The 20,789-nt window shown below is 68.4% G+C and carries 21 protein-coding genes; 13 read left to right on the top strand and 8 right to left on the bottom strand.

All coding sequences use genetic code 11. From position 1 onward, the window contains the following. Window positions 1–90 precede the first annotated feature (90 nt). From DMH03_RS34460 to DMH03_RS34435, 6 genes are all read left to right on the top strand, one after another. A complete protein-coding gene (locus DMH03_RS34460; RefSeq protein ID WP_125796189.1) occupies window positions 91–1,440 on the top strand; it encodes a cation:proton antiporter in 1,350 nt (449 codons plus the stop codon). Between the two features lie 171 nt (window positions 1,441–1,611). Beyond that, window positions 1,612–2,712 (top strand): 3,5-dihydroxyphenylacetyl-CoA synthase DpgA, encoded by a 1,101-nt coding sequence (gene dpgA, locus DMH03_RS34455; protein WP_125796188.1) that lies wholly within the window; start codon window positions 1,612–1,614, stop codon window positions 2,710–2,712. Further along, window positions 2,706–3,368 carry an enoyl-CoA-hydratase DpgB gene (gene dpgB / locus DMH03_RS34450; RefSeq protein WP_125796187.1) on the top strand — a complete coding sequence of 221 codons (663 nt, stop codon included), beginning with the start codon at window positions 2,706–2,708 and terminating at the stop codon, window positions 3,366–3,368. The genes dpgA and dpgB overlap by 7 nt, the downstream gene beginning before the upstream one ends. After that, on the top strand, window positions 3,365–4,579 hold the full coding sequence (gene dpgC / locus DMH03_RS34445) for a (3,5-dihydroxyphenyl)acetyl-CoA 1,2-dioxygenase DpgC (RefSeq protein WP_125796186.1): 1,215 nt from the start codon (window positions 3,365–3,367) through the stop codon (window positions 4,577–4,579). The genes dpgB and dpgC overlap by 4 nt, the downstream gene beginning before the upstream one ends. Next, window positions 4,576–5,373 (top strand): enoyl-CoA-hydratase DpgD, encoded by a 798-nt coding sequence (gene dpgD, locus DMH03_RS34440; protein ID WP_125796185.1) that lies wholly within the window; start codon window positions 4,576–4,578, stop codon window positions 5,371–5,373. The genes dpgC and dpgD overlap by 4 nt, the downstream gene beginning before the upstream one ends. Window positions 5,374–5,544: 171 nt before the next feature. Continuing rightward, entirely contained in the window at window positions 5,545–6,621 is a 1,077-nt protein-coding gene (locus tag DMH03_RS34435) for a 3-deoxy-7-phosphoheptulonate synthase (RefSeq protein ID WP_125796184.1), read from the top strand. Here the strand turns inward: DMH03_RS34435 and DMH03_RS34430 are convergent, their stop codons facing one another. Further along, window positions 6,622–7,023 carry a helix-turn-helix domain-containing protein gene (locus DMH03_RS34430; RefSeq protein ID WP_233611792.1) on the bottom strand — a complete coding sequence of 134 codons (402 nt, stop codon included), beginning with the start codon at window positions 7,021–7,023 and terminating at the stop codon, window positions 6,622–6,624. Between the two features lie 28 nt (window positions 7,024–7,051). On the opposite strand from DMH03_RS34430, the gene DMH03_RS34425 reads away from it, so the two are divergent. Then, window positions 7,052–7,630, top strand: a complete 579-nt coding sequence (locus tag DMH03_RS34425; RefSeq protein ID WP_233611791.1) for a hypothetical protein — start codon at window positions 7,052–7,054, stop codon at window positions 7,628–7,630. A gap of 362 nt (window positions 7,631–7,992) precedes the next feature. Here the strand turns inward: DMH03_RS34425 and DMH03_RS34420 are convergent, their stop codons facing one another. Then, window positions 7,993–8,898 (bottom strand): oxidoreductase, encoded by a 906-nt coding sequence (locus DMH03_RS34420; protein WP_125796183.1) that lies wholly within the window; start codon window positions 8,896–8,898, stop codon window positions 7,993–7,995. 88 nt (window positions 8,899–8,986) lie between these two features. Here DMH03_RS34420 and DMH03_RS34415 point away from each other — a divergent pair, with 88 nt between their 5' ends. Further along, window positions 8,987–9,664: a response regulator transcription factor gene (locus DMH03_RS34415; protein WP_125796182.1), complete on the top strand. Its 678-nt coding sequence runs from the start codon at window positions 8,987–8,989 to the stop codon at window positions 9,662–9,664. On the opposite strand, the gene DMH03_RS34410 is transcribed toward DMH03_RS34415, so the two are convergent. Continuing rightward, window positions 9,661–10,551: an ADP-ribosylglycohydrolase family protein gene (locus DMH03_RS34410; RefSeq protein ID WP_125796181.1), complete on the bottom strand. Its 891-nt coding sequence runs from the start codon at window positions 10,549–10,551 to the stop codon at window positions 9,661–9,663. The two genes, DMH03_RS34415 and DMH03_RS34410, sit on opposite strands and share 4 nt — an antisense overlap. Before the next feature lie 349 nt (window positions 10,552–10,900). Between DMH03_RS34410 and DMH03_RS34405 the strand changes: the two genes are divergently transcribed. The 3 genes from DMH03_RS34405 to DMH03_RS34395 all read left to right on the top strand — a co-directional run bounded on the left by DMH03_RS34405 (window position 10,901) and on the right by DMH03_RS34395 (window position 12,943). Next, the gene (locus DMH03_RS34405; RefSeq protein WP_125796180.1) at window positions 10,901–11,215 is read left to right on the top strand and encodes a hypothetical protein; all 315 of its coding nucleotides are present in this window, start codon (window positions 10,901–10,903) and stop codon (window positions 11,213–11,215) included. Between the two features lie 33 nt (window positions 11,216–11,248). Further along, window positions 11,249–12,457, top strand: coding sequence for a peptidoglycan-binding protein (locus tag DMH03_RS34400; RefSeq protein ID WP_125796179.1), 1,209 nt, complete (start codon window positions 11,249–11,251; stop codon window positions 12,455–12,457). 75 nt (window positions 12,458–12,532) lie between these two features. After that, window positions 12,533–12,943 (top strand): hypothetical protein, encoded by a 411-nt coding sequence (locus DMH03_RS34395; RefSeq protein WP_125796178.1) that lies wholly within the window; start codon window positions 12,533–12,535, stop codon window positions 12,941–12,943. Between the two features lie 177 nt (window positions 12,944–13,120). On the opposite strand, the gene DMH03_RS34390 is transcribed toward DMH03_RS34395, so the two are convergent. Then, window positions 13,121–14,125, bottom strand: coding sequence for a glycosyltransferase (locus DMH03_RS34390; protein ID WP_125796177.1), 1,005 nt, complete (start codon window positions 14,123–14,125; stop codon window positions 13,121–13,123). Between the two features lie 110 nt (window positions 14,126–14,235). Further along, the gene (locus tag DMH03_RS34385; RefSeq protein ID WP_125796176.1) at window positions 14,236–15,054 is read right to left on the bottom strand and encodes a hypothetical protein; all 819 of its coding nucleotides are present in this window, start codon (window positions 15,052–15,054) and stop codon (window positions 14,236–14,238) included. Window positions 15,055–15,622: 568 nt separating this feature from the next. Between DMH03_RS34385 and DMH03_RS34380 the strand changes: the two genes are divergently transcribed. Continuing rightward, a complete protein-coding gene (locus tag DMH03_RS34380) occupies window positions 15,623–16,396 on the top strand; it encodes an AraC family transcriptional regulator (protein ID WP_125796175.1) in 774 nt (257 codons plus the stop codon). Between the two features lie 90 nt (window positions 16,397–16,486). After that, complete coding sequence (locus tag DMH03_RS34375; RefSeq protein WP_125796174.1) at window positions 16,487–17,215, top strand: TetR/AcrR family transcriptional regulator; 729 nt, start codon at window positions 16,487–16,489, stop codon at window positions 17,213–17,215. 343 nt (window positions 17,216–17,558) lie between these two features. On the opposite strand, the gene DMH03_RS34370 is transcribed toward DMH03_RS34375, so the two are convergent. The 3 genes from DMH03_RS34370 to DMH03_RS34360 are packed head-to-tail and all read right to left on the bottom strand — an operon-like array spanning window position 17,559 to window position 20,782. Beyond that, window positions 17,559–19,223: an acyl-CoA carboxylase subunit beta gene (locus tag DMH03_RS34370; RefSeq protein ID WP_370311014.1), complete on the bottom strand. Its 1,665-nt coding sequence runs from the start codon at window positions 19,221–19,223 to the stop codon at window positions 17,559–17,561. Then, window positions 19,220–20,248: an SDR family NAD(P)-dependent oxidoreductase gene (locus DMH03_RS34365; RefSeq protein ID WP_125796173.1), complete on the bottom strand. Its 1,029-nt coding sequence runs from the start codon at window positions 20,246–20,248 to the stop codon at window positions 19,220–19,222. The genes DMH03_RS34370 and DMH03_RS34365 overlap by 4 nt, the downstream gene beginning before the upstream one ends. 21 nt (window positions 20,249–20,269) lie before the next feature. Beyond that, window positions 20,270–20,782: a flavin reductase family protein gene (locus DMH03_RS34360; RefSeq protein WP_199749147.1), complete on the bottom strand. Its 513-nt coding sequence runs from the start codon at window positions 20,780–20,782 to the stop codon at window positions 20,270–20,272. Between the last annotated feature and the right edge of the window lie 7 nt (window positions 20,783–20,789).

The raw sequence follows: 20,789 nt of genomic DNA, 5'->3' as shown, positions 1-20,789 counted from the left end.
GGCTTTCCCGTCGGCGAAGGCCACGTCGCCGGTGCTCATGTCGACCCTCCGCAGTGCGTCTCCGCGGTGAATCTTTCCTGAAGGAGTAAGGTGCTTCTCTCGCTTCCCGCGCCGATCGCGCCGATCGCCGCCCACAGTCTCCTGATCTTCTTGCTCCAGGCCGGCCTCCTGCTCCTGCTGGCCCTCGTTTTCGGGCGGCTGGCCACAAGGTTCGGAATGCCGGCTGTCGTCGGCGAACTGTTCGTCGGGGTGATCCTCGGGCCTTCGCTGCTGGCGTGGGCCGCACCGGGACTGCACGGACGGCTGTTCCCGGCCGTCGCCGAGCAGTACCACCTTCTCGACGCCGTCGGCCAGATCGGTGTCCTGCTGCTGGTCGGTCTCACCGGCATGCAGATGGACATGGGCATGGTCCGGCGGCGCTTCGGTGCCGCCGCCGGAGTCGGCTTCGGCGGTTTGATCATTCCTCTCGGCCTGGGCATCGGCGCGGGATTCGTCCTGCCGAAGGCACTGATCCCCGAGGGGACCGACCTCACCGTCTTCGCGCTGTTCCTCGGCGTGGCGCTGTGCGTCAGCGCCATCCCCGTCATCGCCAAAACCCTCATTGACATGAACCTGTTGCACCGCAACGTCGGACAGCTCACGCTCGCGGCGGGAATGATCGACGACGTGTTCGGCTGGCTGATGCTGTCCGTCGTCAGCGCGATGGCGATCCAGGCCGTGACCGCGGGCACCGTGCTGCTCTCCCTCGCCTACCTGGTCGCCATCGTCGTGTTCGCACTCACCCTCGGCAGGCCGTTGGTGCGGGGTGTACTGCACCTCGCCGGCAAGTCCGACGGTGACTGGACCACGGTCGGCGCCGTCGTCGCACTGCTTCTCCTCGCCTCGGCCGGAACGCACGCCCTCGGCCTGGAGGCCCTTTTCGGGGCTTTCATCTGCGGGATCCTGATCGGTACGGCGGGCAAGGTGGACCCGGCCAGGCTCGCTCCCCTGCGTACCGTCGTCCTGTCGGTGTTCGCGCCGCTCTTCTTCGCCACGGCCGGATTGCGGATGGACCTCACCGCGCTGATCCGCCCGGACGTCCTGCTCACCGGGCTCGCGGTGCTCGCATTGGCCATCATCGGCAAGTTCGCCGGCGTGTACGCCGGTGCGCGGCTCAGCCGTCTGAACAAATGGGAAGGGCTGGCGCTCGGCGCCGGATTGAACGCGCGCGGAGTCATCGGGATCATGGTGGCCACGGTCGGCCTGCGGCTGGGCATTCTCGGCGTGGAGATCTACACGATCGTCATCCTCATCGCCATCGTCACACCGCTGATGGCACCGCCGATCCTGCGGTTCGCCATGAAAAGGCTGGAGCAGACCGCCGAGGAGCAAGTCCGTGAGACCGAACAACGGGCCTGGAGTACGCAACCGGCGAGAAGCCCGCAGGAGCAGATCCTTTGATGACGCCGATCCCCGTTCATCCCTTCGGCCTTGGACGCGTTGACCGCCGAGATCACGGAAGCCTAATTTCGGAAATGTCCACTGGGATTCGCGAAAGGTGAGACCAATGCCCGCTGCACGGTTCAAGCAGCTGCTTCGTAGCAAGCTCAGAACATGGGGGTGGATGTACCGATGACTGCCATCACCGAACCGGCCGAGGATCTCTCCGTCCTCACCGGACTCACCGAGATCACCCGGTTCGCCGGTGTGGGGACGGCGGTTTCCGCGTCGTCCTACTCGCAATCCGAACTTCTGGAAATCCTCGACATCGAGGATCCGAAGATCCGCTCGATCTTCCTCAACAGCGCCATAGACCGGCGTTTCCTCACCTTGCCGCCGCAGGGTCCCGGTGGCGCCCGCGCGGCGGAACCGCAGGGTGACCTTCTCGACAAGCACAAGAAGATCGCCGTCGACATGGGCTGCCGGGCGCTGGAAGCCTGCCTGAAGTCGGCCGGAGCGACGCTTTCGGACCTGCGTCACCTGTGCTGTGTCACCTCGACCGGTTTCCTGACCCCCGGGCTGAGCGCGCTGATCATCCGAGAGCTGGGCATCGACCCGCATTGCAGCCGTTCGGACATCGTGGGCATGGGCTGCAACGCCGGACTGAACGCGCTCAACGTGGTTTCGGGCTGGTCCGCGGCCCATCCGGGCGAACTCGGCGTCGTCCTGTGCAGTGAGGCGTGTTCCGCCGCCTACGCCCTCGACGGCACCATGCGGACCGCCGTGGTCAACAGCCTTTTCGGTGACGGATCCGCGGCCCTCGCGCTCATTTCCGGCGACGGAAGCGTGCCGGGTCCGCGCGTCCTGAAGTTCGCCAGCTACATCATCACCGACGCCGTCGACGCGATGCGCTACGACTGGGACCGTGACCAGGACCGGTTCAGTTTCTTCCTCGACCCGCAGATTCCTTACGTGGTCGGCGCGCACGCCGAAATCGTCATCGACCGGCTGCTGTCCGGGACGGGCCTGCGCCGCAGCGACATCGGCCACTGGCTGGTGCACTCGGGCGGGAAGAAGGTGATCGACGCCGTCGTCGTCAACCTCGGCCTGAGCCGGCACGACGTCCGCCACACCACCGGTGTGCTCCGTGACTACGGGAACCTTTCCAGCGGCTCCTTCCTCTTCTCCTTCGAGCGGCTCGCCGACGAAGACGTCGCCCGCCCGGGGGACTACGGCGTGCTCATGACCATGGGGCCTGGCTCCACAATCGAAATGGCGCTTATTCAATGGTGACGCGTAACGAAATCAAGGGCGAACCGGTGCTGCGCTTCGACGGTTCCCGGCCGCTGTCCGCCGCGGCGGTCGAGGAGATCGACGGCCTCTGCGACCGTGCCGAGGACCAGCGTGAACCGGGACCGGTCGCCATCCACGTCACGGGCGCCCCGCCCGCCGACTGGGCGAAAGGGCTGGCGGTCGGCCTTGTCTCCAAATGGGAGCGGGCCGTGCGCCGGTTCGAGCGGCTCGGCAGGCTCACGGTCGCGGTGGCGTCGGGCGAATGTGCCGGAATGGCACTGGATCTGCTGCTCGCCGCCGACATCCGGATCGCCGAGCCGGGGACCCGGTTGCGGCTCGCCTGGGCGGGTGGCGGCGCCTGGCCGGGGATGAGCGTCTACCGGCTCACCCAGCAGGCCGGCGCGGACGCCATCCGGCGGGCCGTGCTGGTCGGCACTCCGATCGAGGCGGATCGCGCGCTCGCCCTCGACCTGATCGACGAGGTGTCCGACGACCCCGCGAAGACGCTGGCCGAGCTGGCCCGCGTCACGGACGGACCCGAAACGGCGATCCGCCGTCAGCTGATCTTCGAAGCGGGCTCGACCACCTTCGAGGAGGCGCTCGGTTCCCACCTGGCGGCGGCCGACCGGGCCTTGCGGCGGGAAGCCAAGTCGTGACAACGGATTCGCCAGGGCTCGATCTCCGGGCCCTGGCGGGGGAGGCCCACCGGGTGGACGACGACGTCCGTGCCCGGCGCACGGCCTTCGTCGAGGCGCACGCCGAAGAGATCTACGACGAACTCACCGCCGGCCGGACGCGGTACCTGCGCATCGACGAACTCGTCCGGGCCGCGGCCCTCGCCTTTCCCGGTCTGGTGCCGTCGGAAGAGCAGATGGCGGCCGAGCGATCGCGTCCGCAGGCGGAGAAGGAAGGACGCGAGATCGACCAGGGCATCTTCCTGCGCGGGATCCTGCGCGCGCCGAAGGCCGGTCCGCATCTGCTCGACGCCATGCTGAGGCCCACCGCCAGGGCGCTGCGGCTGCTGCCCGAGTTCGCCGAGACCGGTGTCCTTCAGCTGGAGGCCGTCCGGCTGGAACGCCGTGACGGCGTCGCGTATCTGACCCTGTGCCGTGACGACTGCCTGAACGCCGAGGACGCCCAGCAGGTCGACGACATGGAGACCGCGGTCGACCTGGTGCTGCTCGATCCGTCCGTCCGGGTGGGACTGTTGCGGGGCGGGGTGATGAGTCATCCGCGGTACGTGGGGCGCCGGGTGTTCTGCGCGGGGATCAACCTCAAGAAGCTCAGCTCCGGCGACATCCCGCTCGTCGATTTCCTTCTGCGGCGGGAAATGGGCTACCTCCAGAAGATCTTCCGCGGGTTGCTCACGGACGGCTCGTGGCAGTCGCGGTTGACCGACAAGCCGTGGATGGCGGCCGTCGATTCGTTCGCCATCGGCGGCGGGACGCAGCTCCTCCTGGTCTTCGACCACGTGCTGGCGGCGTCCGACGCGTACCTCAGCCTGCCCGCGGCGAAGGAAGGGATCATCCCCGGCGCGTCGAACTTCCGGCTTTCCCGCATCGCCGGGCCGCGGGTGGCCCGGCAGGTGATCCTCGGCGGACGGCGGCTCCAGGCAGGCGAACCCGACGCCAAGTCCATTGTGGACGAGGTCGTCCCGCCGGCGGAGATGGACGAGGCGATCGACCACGCGCTGGCGCGGCTCGACGGGGAAGCCGTGGTGGCCAACCGGCGCATGCTGAACCTCGCCGAGGAACCGCCGGAGGAATTCCGCCGGTACCTGGCCGAATTCGCGCTGCAGCAGGCTTTGCGCATCTACGGCGCGGACGTGATCGGCAAGGTGGACGGTTTCGCGGTGGGCTCGCGATGAGTGAAACCGGGGTGCGGTACGAGAAAAAGGACCACGTCGCCTACGTGACGATGGACCGGCCCGAAGTGCTGAACGCGATGGACCGGCGGATGCACACGGAACTCGCCGGGATCTGGGACGACGTCGAAGCCGACGACGACATCAGGGCGGTGGTCCTGACCGGCGCGGGAGAGCGCGCCTTCTCCGTCGGCCAGGACCTCAAGGAACGTGCGCGGCTGACCGAGGAAGGCGTCGAGGCCTCGACGTTCGGCAGCGGTGGTCAGCCGGGGCATCCCCGGCTGACCGACCGGTTCACGCTGTCCAAACCGGTGGTCGCCAGGGTGCACGGCTACGCGCTGGGCGGCGGTTTCGAACTGGTGCTCGCCTGCGACATCGTCGTCGCCTCCGAGGACGCGGTCTTCGCGTTGCCGGAGGTCCGTCTCGGCCTGATCGCCGGTGCGGGCGGCGTGTTCCGGTTGCCGCGCCAGCTTCCGCAGAAGGTGGCGATGGGCTATCTGCTGACCGGGCGCAGAATGGACGCGGCGACGGCGCTTCGCCACGGGCTGGTGAACGAAGTCGTACCGTTCGCCGACCTGGATCGGTGCGTCGCGGAATGGACGGACAGCCTCGTGCGCGCCGCTCCGCTTTCGGTCCGCGCGATCAAGGAGGCCGCGCTGCGCTCGCTCGACCTCCCGCTCGAAGAGGCGTTCAGAACCTCTTATCAGTGGGAAGAACGCCGACGGCGCAGCGCCGACGCGAGCGAAGGAGCCCGTGCCTTCGCCGAAAAACGGGAGCCGATCTGGACCGGTCGCTGAATCGGGTTGGACCATTGTTTCGAGTGGCGGATGGTGGAAGATTCCGGGTAAGAGAATTCTCGCTCGAATAATGCCGGGCTTGCCTTTTCAATCACCCGAGACCGCCGACCGGGCCGGGAAATCCCGGCTTTCCCGCCCGCCCGGTGACGGCAGAAATCCTGGATATCTGTGATGACAACCATCGCCGCGGTCGAACTCGACAACCAGCGCATCGACCGCATGGTCCCACTGGTCACCCCCGCCTTGCTGCACCACGAACTGCCGCTCAGCCCCACCGCGGCCGACACGGTGCGGCAAGGCAGGGAAAACGTCCTCCGTGTCCTCGACGGCACGGACGACCGGCTGCTCGTGATCGCCGGGCCCTGTTCCATCCACGATCCCGCCGCCGCCCTCGAATACGCCGACCGCCTCGCCGCCCTCGCCGGCCGCTTCGTCAACGACCTCCTCATCGTCATGCGCGTGTACTTCGAAAAACCCCGCACGATCGGCGGCTGGAAAGGGCTCATCAACGACCCGCACCTCGACGGCACCGGCGACGTCAACCGCGGCCTGCGCATCGCGAGGGATCTGCTCCTCGAACTCGCCGAGGGCGGCCTGCCCGCCGCGTGCGAATGGCTGGACACCACCATCCCGGCCTATCTCGCCGACACCGTTTCGTGGGGCGCGATCGGCGCCCGCACGGTGGAAAGCCAGAACCACCGCATGCTGGCCAGCGGCCTGTCCATGCCGGTCGGCTTCAAGAACCGCCGCGACGGCGATGTCACCGTCGCGGTCGACGCGATCCGTGCCGCCGAGGCGCGCCACGTCGTCCCCGGTGTCGACCCCAGCGGGCTGCCCGCCATCCTGCACACCGCCGGCAACCCGGACTGCCACGTCGTCCTGCGCGGCGGCAACAGCGAGCCGAACCACAATCCCGCGTCCGTCCGCGCGACGCTCACCGCCCTGCAGAACGCGGGCCTGCCGCGCCGTGTGGTGATCGACGCCAGCCACGACAACAGCCGCAAGGACCATCTCCGCCAGGCCGTCGTCGCCGGCCAGATCGCCGAACAGATCAAGAACGGCCAGCGCGGCATCGTCGGGGTCATGCTCGAATCGAATCTCCAGGCGGGCCGCCAGGACCTGCACCCCGACCGGCCGCTCACCTACGGCCAGTCCATCACGGACGCCTGCATCGACCTCGCCGCCACCCAGGAGGTCTTCCAGACCCTCGCCACCGCGACCGCCGCCCGCCGGGCCGGTGCGAAGTGACTACCTGATCGCCTCGGCGCACCCCATCGCCGTGTTCGGCGCGGCGTCGCCACGGGTGCGCCGGAGATGCGCCTCGCCCCAGACCCGGACCTCCTCGACCACGGGCAGGACCGTGGCCCCGTAGGGCGTGAGCCGGTAGATGACACGCGCCGGGACGGGCCCGGTGACCACGCGTTCGACGAGTCCGTCGGCCTCGAGTTCGCGCAACTGCTCGGCCAGCACCTTGGGCGTGATCGGTGCGCCCCGGCGGCGAAGACCGGCGAAATGGGACTCGCCGTGGGCGAGCCAGTACAGCAGGGTCAGCTTCCATTTCCCGCCGATCGCGGCGAACGCCGCGGCCATCGGACAGCCGGGCAGCGGGTTGGGACGCGAAAGGTTACCCGCAGGTGCCTTCTTGTTCATGGCCGTCCTCCGCTCGGATAGTCGGACCATGACGGTGCCATACAAACGAATCCTGACAGTGGGCCTTTCGGCTCTCCTCCTGATCGCGACAGCGGTCTCTCCCGCGGCCTCGGTCGCTTCGGTCGCCTCGGTTCCCGATGCGCAGCGAGCGTTCGACTGGGAAATCGGGACCTGGCGGTCCTCGGTGCGGGTGCTCGCCGAACCGCTTTCCGGCTCCGCGGACCAGTGGCTCCAGTTCGACGGCACCAGCACCGTGCGCCCGCTCATGGACCGGCGGGCGAACGTCCTCGAATTCGCGGTCTCGGGGCCGAACGGCCGCATCGACGCGCTCAACCTGCGGCTGTACGAACCCCAGGCGCAGCGGTGGAGCCTGACCTTCGTCAACATGCGCGACGGCCTGCTCACCCCGGCGGTCTTCGGCGGCTTCCGCGACGGTGTCGGCGAGTTCCACGGCGACGACCGGCTCGGCGACCGGCCGATCAAGGTGCGCTTCCTCATCGTCCGGCAAGGTCCGGACGTGGCGAGATTCGAGCAGGCGTTCTCGGCCGACGGCGGGACGACCTGGGAAACGAACTGGGTCGCCGTGGACCACCGCGTCCGCCGGTGATGCCTCGGTACAGCGGGTCGTGAGTGGCGAGGCTGAGCGCGCGGCTGCTTCAGTGCTTCCGGCGGTACGGCATCGAGCTCTTATGTCGTGAAGGGCCCCTTTGAGACCTTCAACGTCTCAAAGGGGCCCTTCACGACAGCCCCACGGACCGTGACCACTCACGCAAGCGTCTGACCGGCAGTCGTTCACGGACTCGAGCCTGAGAACAACCGCAGCCGGAATCCACGTAGGTACCTAAGACACCCTTGGCCCTAACCCGAATCGCCACTCACACACCCCGCCCGCCGGGAACGCGATAGCAAAGGTCCCCCGCTCTCTTTTCGCAGGTCAGCAAGCCAGGCGAGACCACCTGGACCGGCCGCTCACTCTCGCCCGCCGCGGCCGGCCGTGTCGAGCAGCGCCAGTTCGTCGTCGCTCAACCGGATGCCGCCCGCCGCGACGTTCTCCTCCAGATGCCGGGGATCGCCGGTGCCCGGGATGGCGAGGACGTGCTCGCCGCGGTGCAGGGTCCAGGCGAGCCGGATCTGCGCCGGCGTCGCGTCGTGTGCCGCCGCGACCTTCGCGACCTCGGCCTCGCCCGGAACGGCGCCGGGCGTGGGAGCGCCGGGAACCGACGTCGTGACGGCGAAGAACGGCACGAACGCGATGCCGTGCTCCGCGCAGAGGCCGACCAGGGCGTCGTCCTCGCGGTCGGCCAGGCTGTAGCGGTTCTGCACGCAGACCACCGGTGCGATCGTCCTCGCTTCGGTCAGCTGGTCCGCCACGATGTTGGACATGCCGAGGTGGCGGATCAGCCCCGCCTCGCGCAGGTCGGCCAGCGCGCCGAAGTGTTCGGCCACCGATCCGGGCTCCTTGCCCATCCCGGAGCCCCAGCGCAGGTTGACGACGTCGAGGTGGTCGAGACCGAGCTGCCGGATGTTCTCCTCGACCTGGCCGCGGAGCTGATCCGGCCGCGCGAACGAGAACTCGCCGTCGCGCGAGCGGCCCGCGCCGACCTTCGTGGTGATCACGAGGTCTCCTGGATAGGGCTGGAGCGCGGTGCTGATCAACTCGTTCGCCGACCGCTGGGCAGTGAAGTAGAACGAAGCGGTGTCGATGTGGTCGACACCGAGTTCGATCGCGCGGCGCAGGACGGTGATCGCGTCCTCGCGGCTCTTGGGCTTCTCGTCCCACGGCATCCCGGTCAACCGCATCGCGCCGAGGCCGACGCGGTGCACGGTGAGGTCGCCGAGCCGCCAGGTGCCCGCGTTTTCGTGAAGGTTCGTCATACCCATCAGCGTCGTGAGGGGCCCGCCGGTAGTCAGGAAATGGCAACAACCTGCCGGCGGGCCGCGCGGTTGGGGCAGTATCGATGGCATGCGGACGGGTGACGGCCTCACGAGGGCGGGCGATTCGGTCACGGTCGTGCGCGGCGAAGAAGAGCTGTTCCGCCGGGTCGGGCACCTGTTCTCGACCGTGACCGACCTGGCGTGCGCCGCCAACGACCTCGCGACCTGGGTGGCCGATCGCCGGTCGGACGAGCTCACCGCGGCCGCCGAGCGCCGGTCCGGCGAGGTGCGGATCCGCAAGATCTACCGGGCCGGTCTGCTGCTCGACTCGGCGTCCGCGCGGGAGCTGGCGCGGGTCAGCGAGCGGTTCGGCGCGCGGATCCGCATCTCCACCGAGGACGTCAACGAGACGATCATCCTGGACGGCAGGGTCGTGATCCTGGCCGGCGACCTCACCGCCGGGCAACGCGGCTACAGCGTCATCACTCAGCCGGAAACCGTGCAGGGCGTGATGTCGCTGTTCGAAACGGCCTGGCGATCGGCGACCGATCTCGCCGTCTACGACGCGCAGGTCGCCGAGATCCGGCGGCTCGCGCCCGCGGTGCTGGACCTGCTCGGCAGTGGTGTCAAGGACGAAGCCGCCGCCCGCACTCTCGGCCTCGGCGTGCGGACCTACCGGCGCCGGGTCGCCGAGCTGATGTCCGCGCTGGGCGCCGAATCCCGCTTCCAGGCGGGTGTCCGGGCACGCGAACTCGGCCTGGTCTAGGACTCCGCGCCCGCCCATTCCGGAAGCGATTCGCAAGCGGCTCGCCAAGACCACGGCAGACCCTCGACGCCGACGCGCGCGGCGACGATGCCCCCGACGATGGCGCAGGTGGTGTCGACGTCGCCACCGGCGCTCGCCGTGGCCCAGAAGGCCTGCTCGTAGTCGTCGAGGTGGCGGGCCGCGGCCCACAGCGTGAACGGCACCGTGTCGTGGGCGCCGGTGTGGCTGCCGTTGCCCAGCTCGTGGGCGGCGGTCGCGGACGAGGGCACGTGCGCCAGCTCCCTGGCGGCCAGGACACCGTCGCGCACCCGGCCGGGCGGTACCCGTCGCAGGACCTGGTCGAGGAAATCCGCCGGTGACGGCGGGGTGGGCGGCGCGGCCAGCGAGGCGGCGACCGCGACCGCGATCGCGCCGGCCACACCGTCCGGATGGGTGTGGGTCACCTCGGCCGAAAGCGCCGCTTGACGCCCGGCCTCGTCGGGATCGCCGGCGAACCAAGCCCCGAGCGGCGCGACCCGCATGGCCGCTCCGTTGCCCCACGAACCCTGTCCGTCGAACAGGTCTGTGGCCAGCTCACGCCACGAGCCACCCTCACGGACGAGGCGGAGTAGACGGTTCATGGACGGCCCGTAGCCGCGGTCGAAATCGTGGTGTGTCGCGAAGCTCGCGGCCAAGCGGTCTTGGTCGACTCGGCCGGCCTGCCGCAGGACGGCGAAAACGGAACACGCCATTTCGGCGTCGTCGGTCCATTGCCAGGGGCCTGGCGGCAGCTGCCGCCGTTGCCAGGCGTCGCGGTTGTCGGGGACGAAGAACTGGGAACCCAGTGCATCGCCGAGGGCAAGTCCGTACAGGGAATTCAGGGCGCGAGTGCGCCGATCGGTGGTCATCGCGGCCCATCCTCGCAAAGGTCCCCGTATCCGGGAAACGAGTTGTTCCGGTGACCCGGCCGGGTGGAACCCGGTCGCGGAACGTAGCCGGACCCGGCTCGCCGTCCCGTGATCCGCGGGGGTCGAGAGGGTAAGATCTTCCCGCCGAGGGCGTCGTCGACACGCGGTGGACCGGGTGCGGAAATCTTCCGGGAACCACCGCGCGGGCGGATGCGTCGATGTACACGAACGGCGTCATCGCGTTTCGGGAAACGACGCGCACGGGTGGGTGTGAACTCATAAGGTGCGCGGGTAGAGCAGTGTGGGTCAGGCAAGCACGCGCGCAGGCGCCGGACTGGAGGGATCATCCATGACTCGCCGATTCGATCCAGAGCAGATCGCCGCGCTGGCCAAGAAGGTCGGCGGGCTCAAGGACGGTTACAGCGGCACGGGCAAGGACCTTGGCGACGGCGATCCCGGAGGCGCGTTCGGCGACCTGAAGAACGCGGCCAGCACGGGGACCACCATGAAGGGGTTCCACCGCGGCGTGAACGCCGAGCTGGCGGCCGCCGCGAAGCTCGTCGACGCCGCGTCGAACGCGTTGGCCAACGCCGCCCAGCGGATGCGGAACGACGAAGCCGCGGGTGTCGACACCCTCCGCGGCGGCGCCCGCGAGCGGGATTGATCGGACTGAGACGGGAAGCAGGGGGATTTACCGATGACCACCGCGGAGCGGAATCCGAGCACGCTCGACGACCCGTCGCATGACCGCCCGAAGTCGTTGGACGCCATCGACAAGCACGCCCAGCAGGCGCAGAAGCTGAATTCGAGCGCGGTCAACGACCAGGCGAGGAAGGTCGGCGGGGCGGCCACGAAGGCGAACGACCTCGGAGACGACCTCAAGGTCTTCCGCGACGACGTCCTGCGCAACTGGGAGGGCAAGGACGCCGACGCCGTCGCCGAGCACCTCGAAAAGCTCGGCAAGGCCAGCTACAAGGTCAGCGACAAGGCCGAGGCGGCCAAGAACATCCTCCAGCGGGTCTCCGAGATCCTGGACGAGGTCAAGAAGAAGGTCGCACAGCTCGCCCAGGAAGCCAATGACAAGGACTCGGACAACCGCAAGCTGATCGACGCGGCCCGCCGCCGGAAGAACAGCTCGAAAGACGACAACGACATCGCCGCCGCCGCGACGGACATCGAGCGCCTCCGGAAGCTCAACGAAAAAGACTCGAACGGCAAGAAGGACGAGATCGAGAAAGCGCTGGACGACGCCGAGAAGCAGATCGACGACCTCCTCAAGCCGCTCGGCCTCGAGATCGAAGGCGGTTTCATCGAGCTCATCCCCGCCGACGACGGCCAGACCACGGCGTCGAGCGTCAACGCGAAGCCGGTCAACTCCAACGTGGGCAGTGCGCCCAGCTACGGCGGTGGGGACGGCGGCGGCGGTGGTGGCGGAGGCGGCGCTGGCGGTGTCGCCGGAGTGCAGGGCGACGGCAGGCCCGCCAAGCCGATCGACGCGCGAGGCGACAACCCGGCGAAGATCGCCGAGCAGTTCCTCGGCCGCAACGCCGGTGACCTCAAGGGCAGTGGTGAACTGCCCGCCATGCAGTCGTGGGTGCCCAACAACGTCAACTGCGCGAACTTCGTTTCCGGCTGTCTCGAGGCGGCGGGCCTGATCGACAAGGGGCAGGCCAGTGCCTCGGTCGCGGGTCTGTCGGCCAACCTCGAGGCCGACGGCTGGAAGTCGGTGCCGCTCTCCGAAGCGAAACCGGGCGACGTGGTGATCTCGAACAACGGCGGGCACGTCGTGTTGTACGCGGGCGATGGCCAGTTCATCGGCTCGAACAACGTCAACCCCGACGGTTCGCAGAAGATCAGCATGGGCGGCGGTGGCGGCCTCGTGAAGATCCTCACCCCGCCGACCTGATCCGAACCAACGCCAGAGCTTCACCGGGCAAGCTGATGCGGCCGCGTCGCTGTCCCGCCAGTGGGAGGTAGCTTGATGTACACCCCGTCCGCACGACCCGTTCCGGTGTCGCTGAATCCCGGCGACCCGGTCCGGGAAGCGGTACTCGAGGCCGCCACCGCCCGGCTCGACCAGGAGTTCGGCGATCGGGTCCGGGTGGCCGTGGAACAGCTCGACCGGCTCGGCCCCTGGGTGTTCCTGCAGGGGACGATGCGCGGCACCGAAGCCGGTCGCCCGTACTACGCCGGCACCGTCTACGAGAACAAGCGGGACGACGGCGTCATGTCCGACGTCTACGTCGCCCTGCTCAAGAAGAAGAGCGAAACGAACGTCGACGACGACGCGCGGTCTTGGCGGGTGGCCAACTGCGCCATCGGCCCGACCGACGTCGCGTGGCTGACCTGGCCGGACGAGCACGAAGTACCGCAGGAGCTCTTCGGGTTCTGAGGCGCCGTGTCCTGAATCTCCACTTGCCTGTGCGCGAGTGGCGGTTTCGCGTGATCTGACGGACGACACACGTGACTGGGCCTTTTCAGGTAACAGTCGTGAGTGGTAATGGTCGTTCTAACGACACTTACCACTCACGACCCCCCTCGAGAACCGCACATTTAGCCTTCACGACCTTCACGAGGGCCGGGCCCACTGAGGCAGGTCGCGGGCGACCTCGCCGGGGGAGGGCATCCGGGCGATTTCCGCGGCGATCGCCCGGGCCGCGTCGCGATGACCGGTGTTTCCGTGGTGCGGCAGAAGGCTCCGGGTGTGTCCGGTGATCGCTTCCGTGCCGAGTTCACCGGGCTGGATGCTCAGCGCGGCGCCCGCGGCCACCAGGGCTTCGGCGTTGGCGAACTGGTCGGCTCCCTGGGGGAGGATCAGCTGCGGGACGCCGACGGCGAGTGCGCCGAGGGTCGTGCCGCTGCCGCCGTGGTGCACGACCGCGTCGACGTGCGGCAACAGTTCCGCTTGCGATATCCACGCCCGCACCGTGACGTTGTCCGGCACGGTGCCGAGTTCTTCCGGGCGGACCCGTCCGGTGGCGACCACGATCTGCCCGCCGAGCGGGGCCAAACCCTCGATGGCCGTGGTGAGTATTTCCGGCGTGCCGAAAGCGGTGCCGAGCGTCAGGTAGATCAGCGGCCGCGTGGTCCTTTCGACGCGTGGTGCCGGCTCGGAATAGGGCACGGGACGCAGTTCGACGCGTTCGGCCGTCGCGAGGAAACCCTTGTCCTGCAAGGACGGCGGGCAGATGTCGAGATGTGGCCGGTCGGGCGCGCCGCCGGCCCGCGTCGGCTGCTGGAGCCCGATTCCCTCGGGGATCATGCGGCCGAACCCGTGCCAGAGGCCGGGGATCCCGGCGCGCTCCGCGGCGATCGCCGCTCCCGGCAATCCCCATTCGTGCACGACGAGGTCGGGCCGTAGCCGGGCCAGTTCCGGTTCGAGGTCCTCGGCGTAGATCTCGTAGAACGCATCCGCCGGGCGAAAGGGCCGGAGCCCGTTCCTGAGCAGCGGCGGATGGACGTGCTCGCCCGCGGCGAAATGCACTTCGTGCCCGGCGTCCCTGGCGGCGATGGCGAGCGGGATCAGCGGATAGGTATGGCCGGCCGACGCAAGGCCGGCGAAGAGTACTCGCATGCGGACCAGTTCCGTTCGCTAGGCTGAACTCAGATGATGAGAACATCTGAGTTCAGCCTAGCGCAAGCCTGGGTGGGAAAACGGGCGGTCGCCTGTCCTCGATCCCCTGGTCAGGGACGGTAGATCTCCTTGACCGTGGTGATCCGGTCTTCGCCGTCCACGCTGATCCGCGCCGGCACGGGGTTGCCTTCCCGGAGCTGCTGGACCAGCTCGTCCTGGCCGCACGGCTTGTTGCCGTAACCCTCGTCGTCGATCGTGGCCGAGTCGGCCGGGCACAGTGTGGCCGCGCTGAGCACCTCGGCGCCCTCGTGCAGCGGAAGCCGGTAGGTCTTGCCCTCATCCCCCGAGGTGAGCAACTGGAAGCGGACCATCTGGACAGTGGCGTCGTACCCGGTGAACTGCACCTGCTGGGTGGAGTTCGGGAATTTGCGGGGCTGCTCGCCGGGCGTCTTCCTGGTTTCCAGCTGCAGGGAGCTGTTGGGTACGCCGCAGACCACCGCGCCCTGCGCGCCGGCCGAGCCCGCCTGGCGGGCGCAGGTCCACTTCCCCCGGACGTCGAGCACCCGCTCGCCGGGACCTTCGGCCCGCGGCAGCTTCTCGTAGTACTCGGCGATCACGGTGAACGCCTCGGTGCAGCCCGGAATGGTGCCGTCGGTGGCGGCCACCGCGATCAGGTCCATCTTCTGCCTTCCAGGCGCCCCGACCTGGCCGCCGTGCTCGCTGCAGTTGACGTCACCCTTGGAAGACTCGACGGCGCCGGCGGCCGCTCCCTGTCCGCCGCCGTCCGGCACCTGTTCGACGGCCGCGTTTCGCACCGGAGAACCGTTTCCCGCGACATCGTTCCCGCCGCACGCGGAAAGAAGTGCGGTGGCGGCGATCGCTCCGCCCGCGATGGCCAATTTGATCGTCTTCTTCGCCGTGAATTCCATTTCGGTGCCCCTCTCACGTCCTTGTTCGAAGCTTTGCCCGGAAGACGTGAGGACCGGAATGGGGTTGCTTCATGGTGTCATTGCGGCGCAGAGTTGCCCGTAGGTTCGCTTCGTCCTGTCCGCGCGGGCAAGGTCGCGGCCGGCGTCGCAACCTTCCGAGGCGGCAAGTTCTCCGGCCACTTCACACGCGGCGCGGGCATCCCGTTCGTTCCGCTGAATGCCCAAAAGGGCATCGAATACCGGTTTGTGAACGGAATATTACCGAGTTGATCAAAGGGGTGTACGTTATCCTAGTGGTGAGCGCTAAAGCGGGCTACTTCGGTTATGCTCAACTCGACGGCCGAATTCATTGTCGGTAACCACCCGCGAAAGTGTCACTCGATCGGCGCAATCTCTCTGCCGAACGGCGGCGGTCTTGCCGCCGAATGGCCGACCCTTCGAGGTTGGGAGTTTGTTAGTGTGTTATTGACTAAGTACTTAGTGTGATATGCCCACTGTGAGCATTGCCGCCCCCTTTATCGCCTGATATGTTGACTGCCATGACGTAGGGGGTCAGGGGCTGGGGGCTATGGACAAATTCTCAGAGCAAGTCGTGGTCGAGCGTGTGATCGTTTCGATGCAGGAGAATCTTGGCGAGCGCCTGACAGTGGACGATATGGCGCGGAGTGCCATGTTCAGCAAATTCCATTTTACCAGAGTCTTTCAACGGGTGACCGGGGTTTCGCCGGCGCGTTTCCTGTCCGCCATGCGGATCCAGGAAGCGAAGAGGCTGCTCGTTTCCACGGCGTTCACCGTCGCGGATATAAGTTACCAGGTCGGCTACAACAGCCCTGGCACCTTCAGTTCGCGATTCAAGGAGAGCGTCGGGGTTTCGCCCATCGCGTACCGGCAATTGCGCGGTTACGCGCCGGTGCCTGCTCAGCGGCGTGGTTCGGAATTGGAGAGCCGGTCGTCGACTCTTCGTGGCGATATGCAGGTATGCGGCGAAGGGGAACGTGGACTGACCTTCGTCGGCCTGTTCCGGGACCCCATTCCGCAGGGCAACCCGGTCAGCTGCAGTGTGCTGTCCGAGCCGGGCGATTTCGTGCTCGAGAACGTGCCGGAAGGAACCTGGTACCTGCTCGCCCAGTCCGTCGCGCCGGGTGCCGAAGAGACCGTGACCGGTTCGATCGGTCCGGACGGCGCGCCGTTCGTCGGTTCGCGTGGTCCGCTCGTCGTGCATCAGGACGTTCCGGTGATCGACGTGGACCTGGACCTGCGGCCCGCCAGGGCGATGGATCCGCCGGTGCTGCTCGCCCTGCTCGACGTGCGGACGGCCGCGCTCCAAGAACGCGCCAGTTGAGTTCGTCCCGCCGCTCGCTCGACGATCTTGCGAACAGTTCACCGCGATCATCGAAGGGTATTAGATGTCGATATTCGGCAGGTCCGTTTCATGAGCCCGCGCAAGTCGGACCCGAAGGCGAAGCGGGCGTTGCTGGAAATCGGGGCGAGGCTCCTTGCCGAGGAAGGGCCTGGAGCGTTGTCGACGCGCCGGGTGGCCGCCGCGGCGGGGAGTTCGACAATGGGGGTCTACACCCATTTCGGCGGCATGCGCGGTCTTGTCCGTGAGATCGTCCACGAGGGCTTCGCCCGGCTTCAGCAACATATGACGAGTGTGTGCAAGACAGCGGATCCGGTGGCCGACATGGCGCTGCTCGGTCGCGCCTACCGGTATACGGCCTTGGCGAATCCGCATCTGTACGCGGTGATGTTCGGCGGTGCCTCGCTCGCCGGTTTCTCGTTGTCCGAGAAGGATCGGCAACACGGCCGGTACACGTTGTCGAACGTTGTCGAGTGCGTGGGCAGATGCCTTTCCGCCGGGCGTTTCTCCCCGGCCGACGCCGGGCTGGTGGCGCATCAGATGTGGATCGCCACCCATGGCCTGGTGACCCTCGAACTCGGCGATTATCTACTCAGTCCGTGGGACGCCGATCATTGTTTCGAGGTGCAGCTGGTGGGTTTGATGGTGGGCGCCGGCGACCGAAAAGAGGAGGCGACACGGTCCGTCGGCGGATCGCGCGAACGCATGCGCACCGAGTTCCCGGCGGCGGCGGGCTCGGTGCCGAACGGGTCGCACGCCGCCGCCGCGCCTTCGCCCACGGGTTGTCTCTGTGGCTCTTAAGTGAGGGGTAGGTCAAAGGTGTCGTGGTCGTGGGTTGGGGCCGACGGTGGGGTGAAGGGGCACTTCGCCGCGTCCGATGCGGTGAAAGACGCCTTCGCTCCTGGGTTTGCGGTGCGAGCCCGTTCGTCCTGGGGTGGCGGGCGGAGCGAAGTCGTGACTCGCGTGCTTGGACGCGTAACTCGCGTGTCTGGAGACGTAACTCGGGTGTTCGGCGTCCGATCACGCGAGTTACGTCTCCAAGCACGCGAGATACGTGTCTGATCACGCGAGTACGGTGCCGCGTCACCCCAGAGCCACTCGCGCCTGCACAGGGCCGAAGGCGGCACCAGCCCCACCCACGAAACTACAGCGGCACGTTTCCGTGTTTGCGCCGGGCGGGCTGGCGCTGCTTGTCCTTCAGCATCGCCAGCCCCGAGGCGACGGCTGCCCTGGTTCGCGCCGGATCGATGACGTCGTCCACCAGGCCGCGCTCGGCCGCGTAATAGGGGTGGACCAGTTCGTCGAGGTACTCGTCCATCAACGTCTCGCGCAGTGCCGCCGGGTCGGCGGAGTCGGCGAGTTCCTTGCGGAACAGGACGTTCACCGCTCCTTCCGCGCCCATCACCGCGATTTCGTTGGTGGGCCACGCCAGTGACAGGTCGGTGCCGATGGACCGCGAGTCCATCACGATGTACGCGCCGCCGTACGCCTTGCGCAGGATGACCTGGATCCGCGGCACGGTGGCCTCGCAGTAGGCGTAAAGCAGCTTCGCGCCGTGCCGGATCACCCCGGCGTATTCCTGCTCGGTGCCCGGCAGGAAGCCCGGGACGTCGACGAGCGTGACGAGCGGGATCCCGAACGCGTCGCAGAATCGCACGAACCGGGCGGCCTTTTGCGCGGCCTCGATGTCCAGTACCCCGGCCAGCACCAATGGCTGGTTGCCGACCAGTCCGACGACCTCACCGTCGATGCGGGCGAACGCGCAGACGATGTTGGCCGCCCAGCCCTCGTGCAGTTCCAGGAACTCGCCGTCGTCGACCAGTTCGGTGATCACCGACCGGATGTCGTAGGGCTTGTTGGGTTCGGCGGGCACGATTTCGGCCAGTCGCGGCCGGCTGTCGTGCCGCGCGTCCCGCGGCCCGGCGCGGGGCGGCAGGTCGAGGTTGTTGGCGGGCAGCATCGACACCAGATACCGCACGTCGTCCAGGCAGCTCTCCTCGTCGTCGTGGACGAAGGTGGCCACGCCGGAGCGCTTTCCGTGCACGTCGGCGCCGCCGAGCTCGTCATGGCTGACCCGCTCACCGGTCACCGCTTCGACCACGTCCGGACCGGTGAGATAGAGCTTCGCGGTGTCGCGGACCATGAACGTGAAGTCGGCCAGCGCGGGGGAGTAGGCCGCCCCGCCGGCACACGGCCCGAGCACCACGTTGATCTGCGGGACGATCCCCGAGGCGGCCACATGCCTGCGGAAGATCCCGCCGTAGCCGTCGAGCGCCAGCACCCCTTCCTGGATGCGTGCGCCGCCGCTGTCGTTGATCCCGATGATCGGCGAGCCGGTCGACAGGGCGAGATCCATCACCTTGTGGATCTTCGCGGCGTGCGCGGCGCCGAGCGATCCGCCGAAGATCGTGAAGTCCTGGGCGTACACGAACACCCGGCGGCCGTCGATGGTGCCCGAACCCGCGATCACGCCGTCGGTGTGCGGCCGGTTCTGGCCGATCCTGAACCCGCTCGCGTGGTTACGCCGGTAGAGCTCGATCTCGGTGAAGGAGCCGGGGTCCAGCAGCAGGTCGAGCCGCTCGCGTGCGGTGCGTTTGCCGAGGGCGTGCTGCCGGTCCACGCCCTTGGCGTTGCCCGCCGTCGCCCGCTCGTGGAGCGCGTCGCGCTGCTCGCGCAGCAGGCTCATCGTCCGTTCGGGAGGCGGTGCGGGGGCGGGCGCGGGCCGGTCGCGGCGGTGCCCGTTGACCGGGCGCGGCGGATCCGGCCGGTGGTGGGGCACGGGGATGAAGTCGAACTCCGCGGTACTCATGCCACCGCCTTCGCGATCCGGCCGGACTGCCGGTCGGCGAGCAGTCCCCGTTCGTGCAGCCAGCGCACCGTGTCGCGCATGGAATCGGCCACCGGCCGCGCGGTCACGCCCCCGGTGGGTTCCCCGTGCGCCACCCCGGTCGCGCAGCCGCACAGGTAGATCGCGCCGTACTCGGCGGGGATGTGCCACGGCCACACGCGTTGCAGCGCGCCCGTCAGACGGCCCACCGGTGTCATCGCCCTGGCGGGGAGGAAGAGCGCGGGCAGCGCCCTGGCGGTCACCTCGCGCAGGGTCCGCACGTAGTCCCGGGTGGACAGATAGGTGCCGGGGCCGAAGAACCGGTTTCCCGACAGGATGTCGGCGTCGATCAGGCGCGCGTGCAGACTCGCCGTGTCGCGGACGTCTCCCACCGGGAAACCGCCGGCGGGCCAGATCGGCATGAGACCGCGTAAAGCGTTGCGCAGCCGGGCGTTCTGGTCGCCGAGATACGGGTCGTGTGGCCCGATGAGCGCGGACGGATAGGTGATCACGACGGGCGCTCCTTCCCTCTGGTGACGCCGCGCGATCTCCTCGGCGGCGGCCTTGCTCGCGAGATAGGGCTCGCGTGCGGTACCGACCGGCGTGTCCGCCCGCAGCGTGCCCGCCGCGGCGGGCAGCATCGCCCCGACCGTGGACACGTGCACGATCCGGCCGACCCCCGCGCGCCGTGCGGCATCGAGCACCACGTGGGTGCCGATTTCGTTGGTGCGCCACATGACGCGTCGTTGCCTGCTGTCGAAGGAGTACACGGCGGCCGCGTGCAGCACGGCGTCGGCGCCCCGCACCAGCGCGGCGACCCGGCGTTCGTCGGTCACGTCCCCGGTGATCACCTCGATCGCGCTCGTGTCGACGCCGAGCGGTGCCAACGCTCTGTCCACAGTGGACTCGTCGCGGACGAGCAGGCGCAGGGAATGGCCTGCCCTGGCGATCGCGGCGACCGAGTGGGAGCCGAGGAATCCGGTCGCGCCGGTCACGCTTACCAGCATCGAACGTCTCCGTTTCACGGGTCAGGCCACCCGATGGAAGGCGCCGGCGTAGAACACCAGCGCCTTCTGGTCGGGGATCCGGCGCGAATCGAGCACCCGGCCGAGGAAGATGGAATGGTCGCCGCCGTCATAGGACTCGGCCAGCTCGCATTCCAGCCAGGCGAGCGAACCGGACAGCAGCGGAGCACCCGTGCGCGGGCCCGGCACCCAGTCCACCGCGTCGAACTGGGCCACCCCGTTCGGGCGGCTCCGGTCGGCGAAGTACCGCGCCAGATGCTCCTGATCGGCGCCGAGCATGGACACCGCGAACGTGCGCGACGACATGATCGCGGCGTGCATCCTCGCGGTACGGCTGATGCAGCACAGCACCAGCGGCGGCTCGAGCGACACCGAGCTGAACGCGTTGGCGGTCATCCCGTGACAGCGCTCGCCCGGCGCGGTCACGACGGTGATCCCGGTGGCGAACTGGGCCATCGCCTCGCGCAGCGAGACCGGCGCCGGATCGGCCGCCTGCCGGAAACCGGCGGTGGACATCGGCACG

Source organism: Amycolatopsis sp. WAC 01376 (assembly GCF_003947415.1).
Classification (GTDB): Bacteria; Actinomycetota; Actinomycetes; order Mycobacteriales; family Pseudonocardiaceae; genus Amycolatopsis.
This window is presented reverse-complemented; position numbering and strand designations above follow the sequence as displayed.

Bases quoted from the DNA above. Each gene is read 5' to 3' on its own strand.
- DMH03_RS34420 (WP_125796183.1), bottom strand. From the start codon at position 8,898: ATGACGAACCTTCACGAAAACGCGGGCACCTGGCGGCTCGGCGACCTC.
- DMH03_RS34415 (WP_125796182.1), top strand. From the start codon at position 8,987: ATGCGGACGGGTGACGGCCTCACGAGGGCGGGCGATTCGGTCACGGTC.
- DMH03_RS34400 (WP_125796179.1), top strand. From the start codon at position 11,249: ATGACCACCGCGGAGCGGAATCCGAGCACGCTCGACGACCCGTCGCAT.
- DMH03_RS34380 (WP_125796175.1), top strand. From the start codon at position 15,623: ATGGACAAATTCTCAGAGCAAGTCGTGGTCGAGCGTGTGATCGTTTCG.
- DMH03_RS34375 (WP_125796174.1), top strand. From the start codon at position 16,487: ATGAGCCCGCGCAAGTCGGACCCGAAGGCGAAGCGGGCGTTGCTGGAA.
- DMH03_RS34385 (WP_125796176.1), bottom strand. From the start codon at position 15,054: ATGGAATTCACGGCGAAGAAGACGATCAAATTGGCCATCGCGGGCGGA.
- DMH03_RS34365 (WP_125796173.1), bottom strand. From the start codon at position 20,248: ATGCTGGTAAGCGTGACCGGCGCGACCGGATTCCTCGGCTCCCACTCG.
- DMH03_RS34425 (WP_233611791.1), top strand. From the start codon at position 7,052: ATGACGGTGCCATACAAACGAATCCTGACAGTGGGCCTTTCGGCTCTC.
- dpgB (WP_125796187.1), top strand. From the start codon at position 2,706: ATGGTGACGCGTAACGAAATCAAGGGCGAACCGGTGCTGCGCTTCGAC.
- DMH03_RS34370 (WP_370311014.1), bottom strand. From the start codon at position 19,223: ATGAGTACCGCGGAGTTCGACTTCATCCCCGTGCCCCACCACCGGCCG.
- DMH03_RS34390 (WP_125796177.1), bottom strand. From the start codon at position 14,125: ATGCGAGTACTCTTCGCCGGCCTTGCGTCGGCCGGCCATACCTATCCG.
- dpgA (WP_125796188.1), top strand. From the start codon at position 1,612: ATGACTGCCATCACCGAACCGGCCGAGGATCTCTCCGTCCTCACCGGA.
- DMH03_RS34405 (WP_125796180.1), top strand. From the start codon at position 10,901: ATGACTCGCCGATTCGATCCAGAGCAGATCGCCGCGCTGGCCAAGAAG.
- dpgD (WP_125796185.1), top strand. From the start codon at position 4,576: ATGAGTGAAACCGGGGTGCGGTACGAGAAAAAGGACCACGTCGCCTAC.
- DMH03_RS34410 (WP_125796181.1), bottom strand. From the start codon at position 10,551: ATGACCACCGATCGGCGCACTCGCGCCCTGAATTCCCTGTACGGACTT.
- DMH03_RS34395 (WP_125796178.1), top strand. From the start codon at position 12,533: ATGTACACCCCGTCCGCACGACCCGTTCCGGTGTCGCTGAATCCCGGC.
- DMH03_RS34360 (WP_199749147.1), bottom strand. From the start codon at position 20,782: ATGTCCACCGCCGGTTTCCGGCAGGCGGCCGATCCGGCGCCGGTCTCG.
- DMH03_RS34435 (WP_125796184.1), top strand. From the start codon at position 5,545: ATGACAACCATCGCCGCGGTCGAACTCGACAACCAGCGCATCGACCGC.
- DMH03_RS34430 (WP_233611792.1), bottom strand. From the start codon at position 7,023: ATGAACAAGAAGGCACCTGCGGGTAACCTTTCGCGTCCCAACCCGCTG.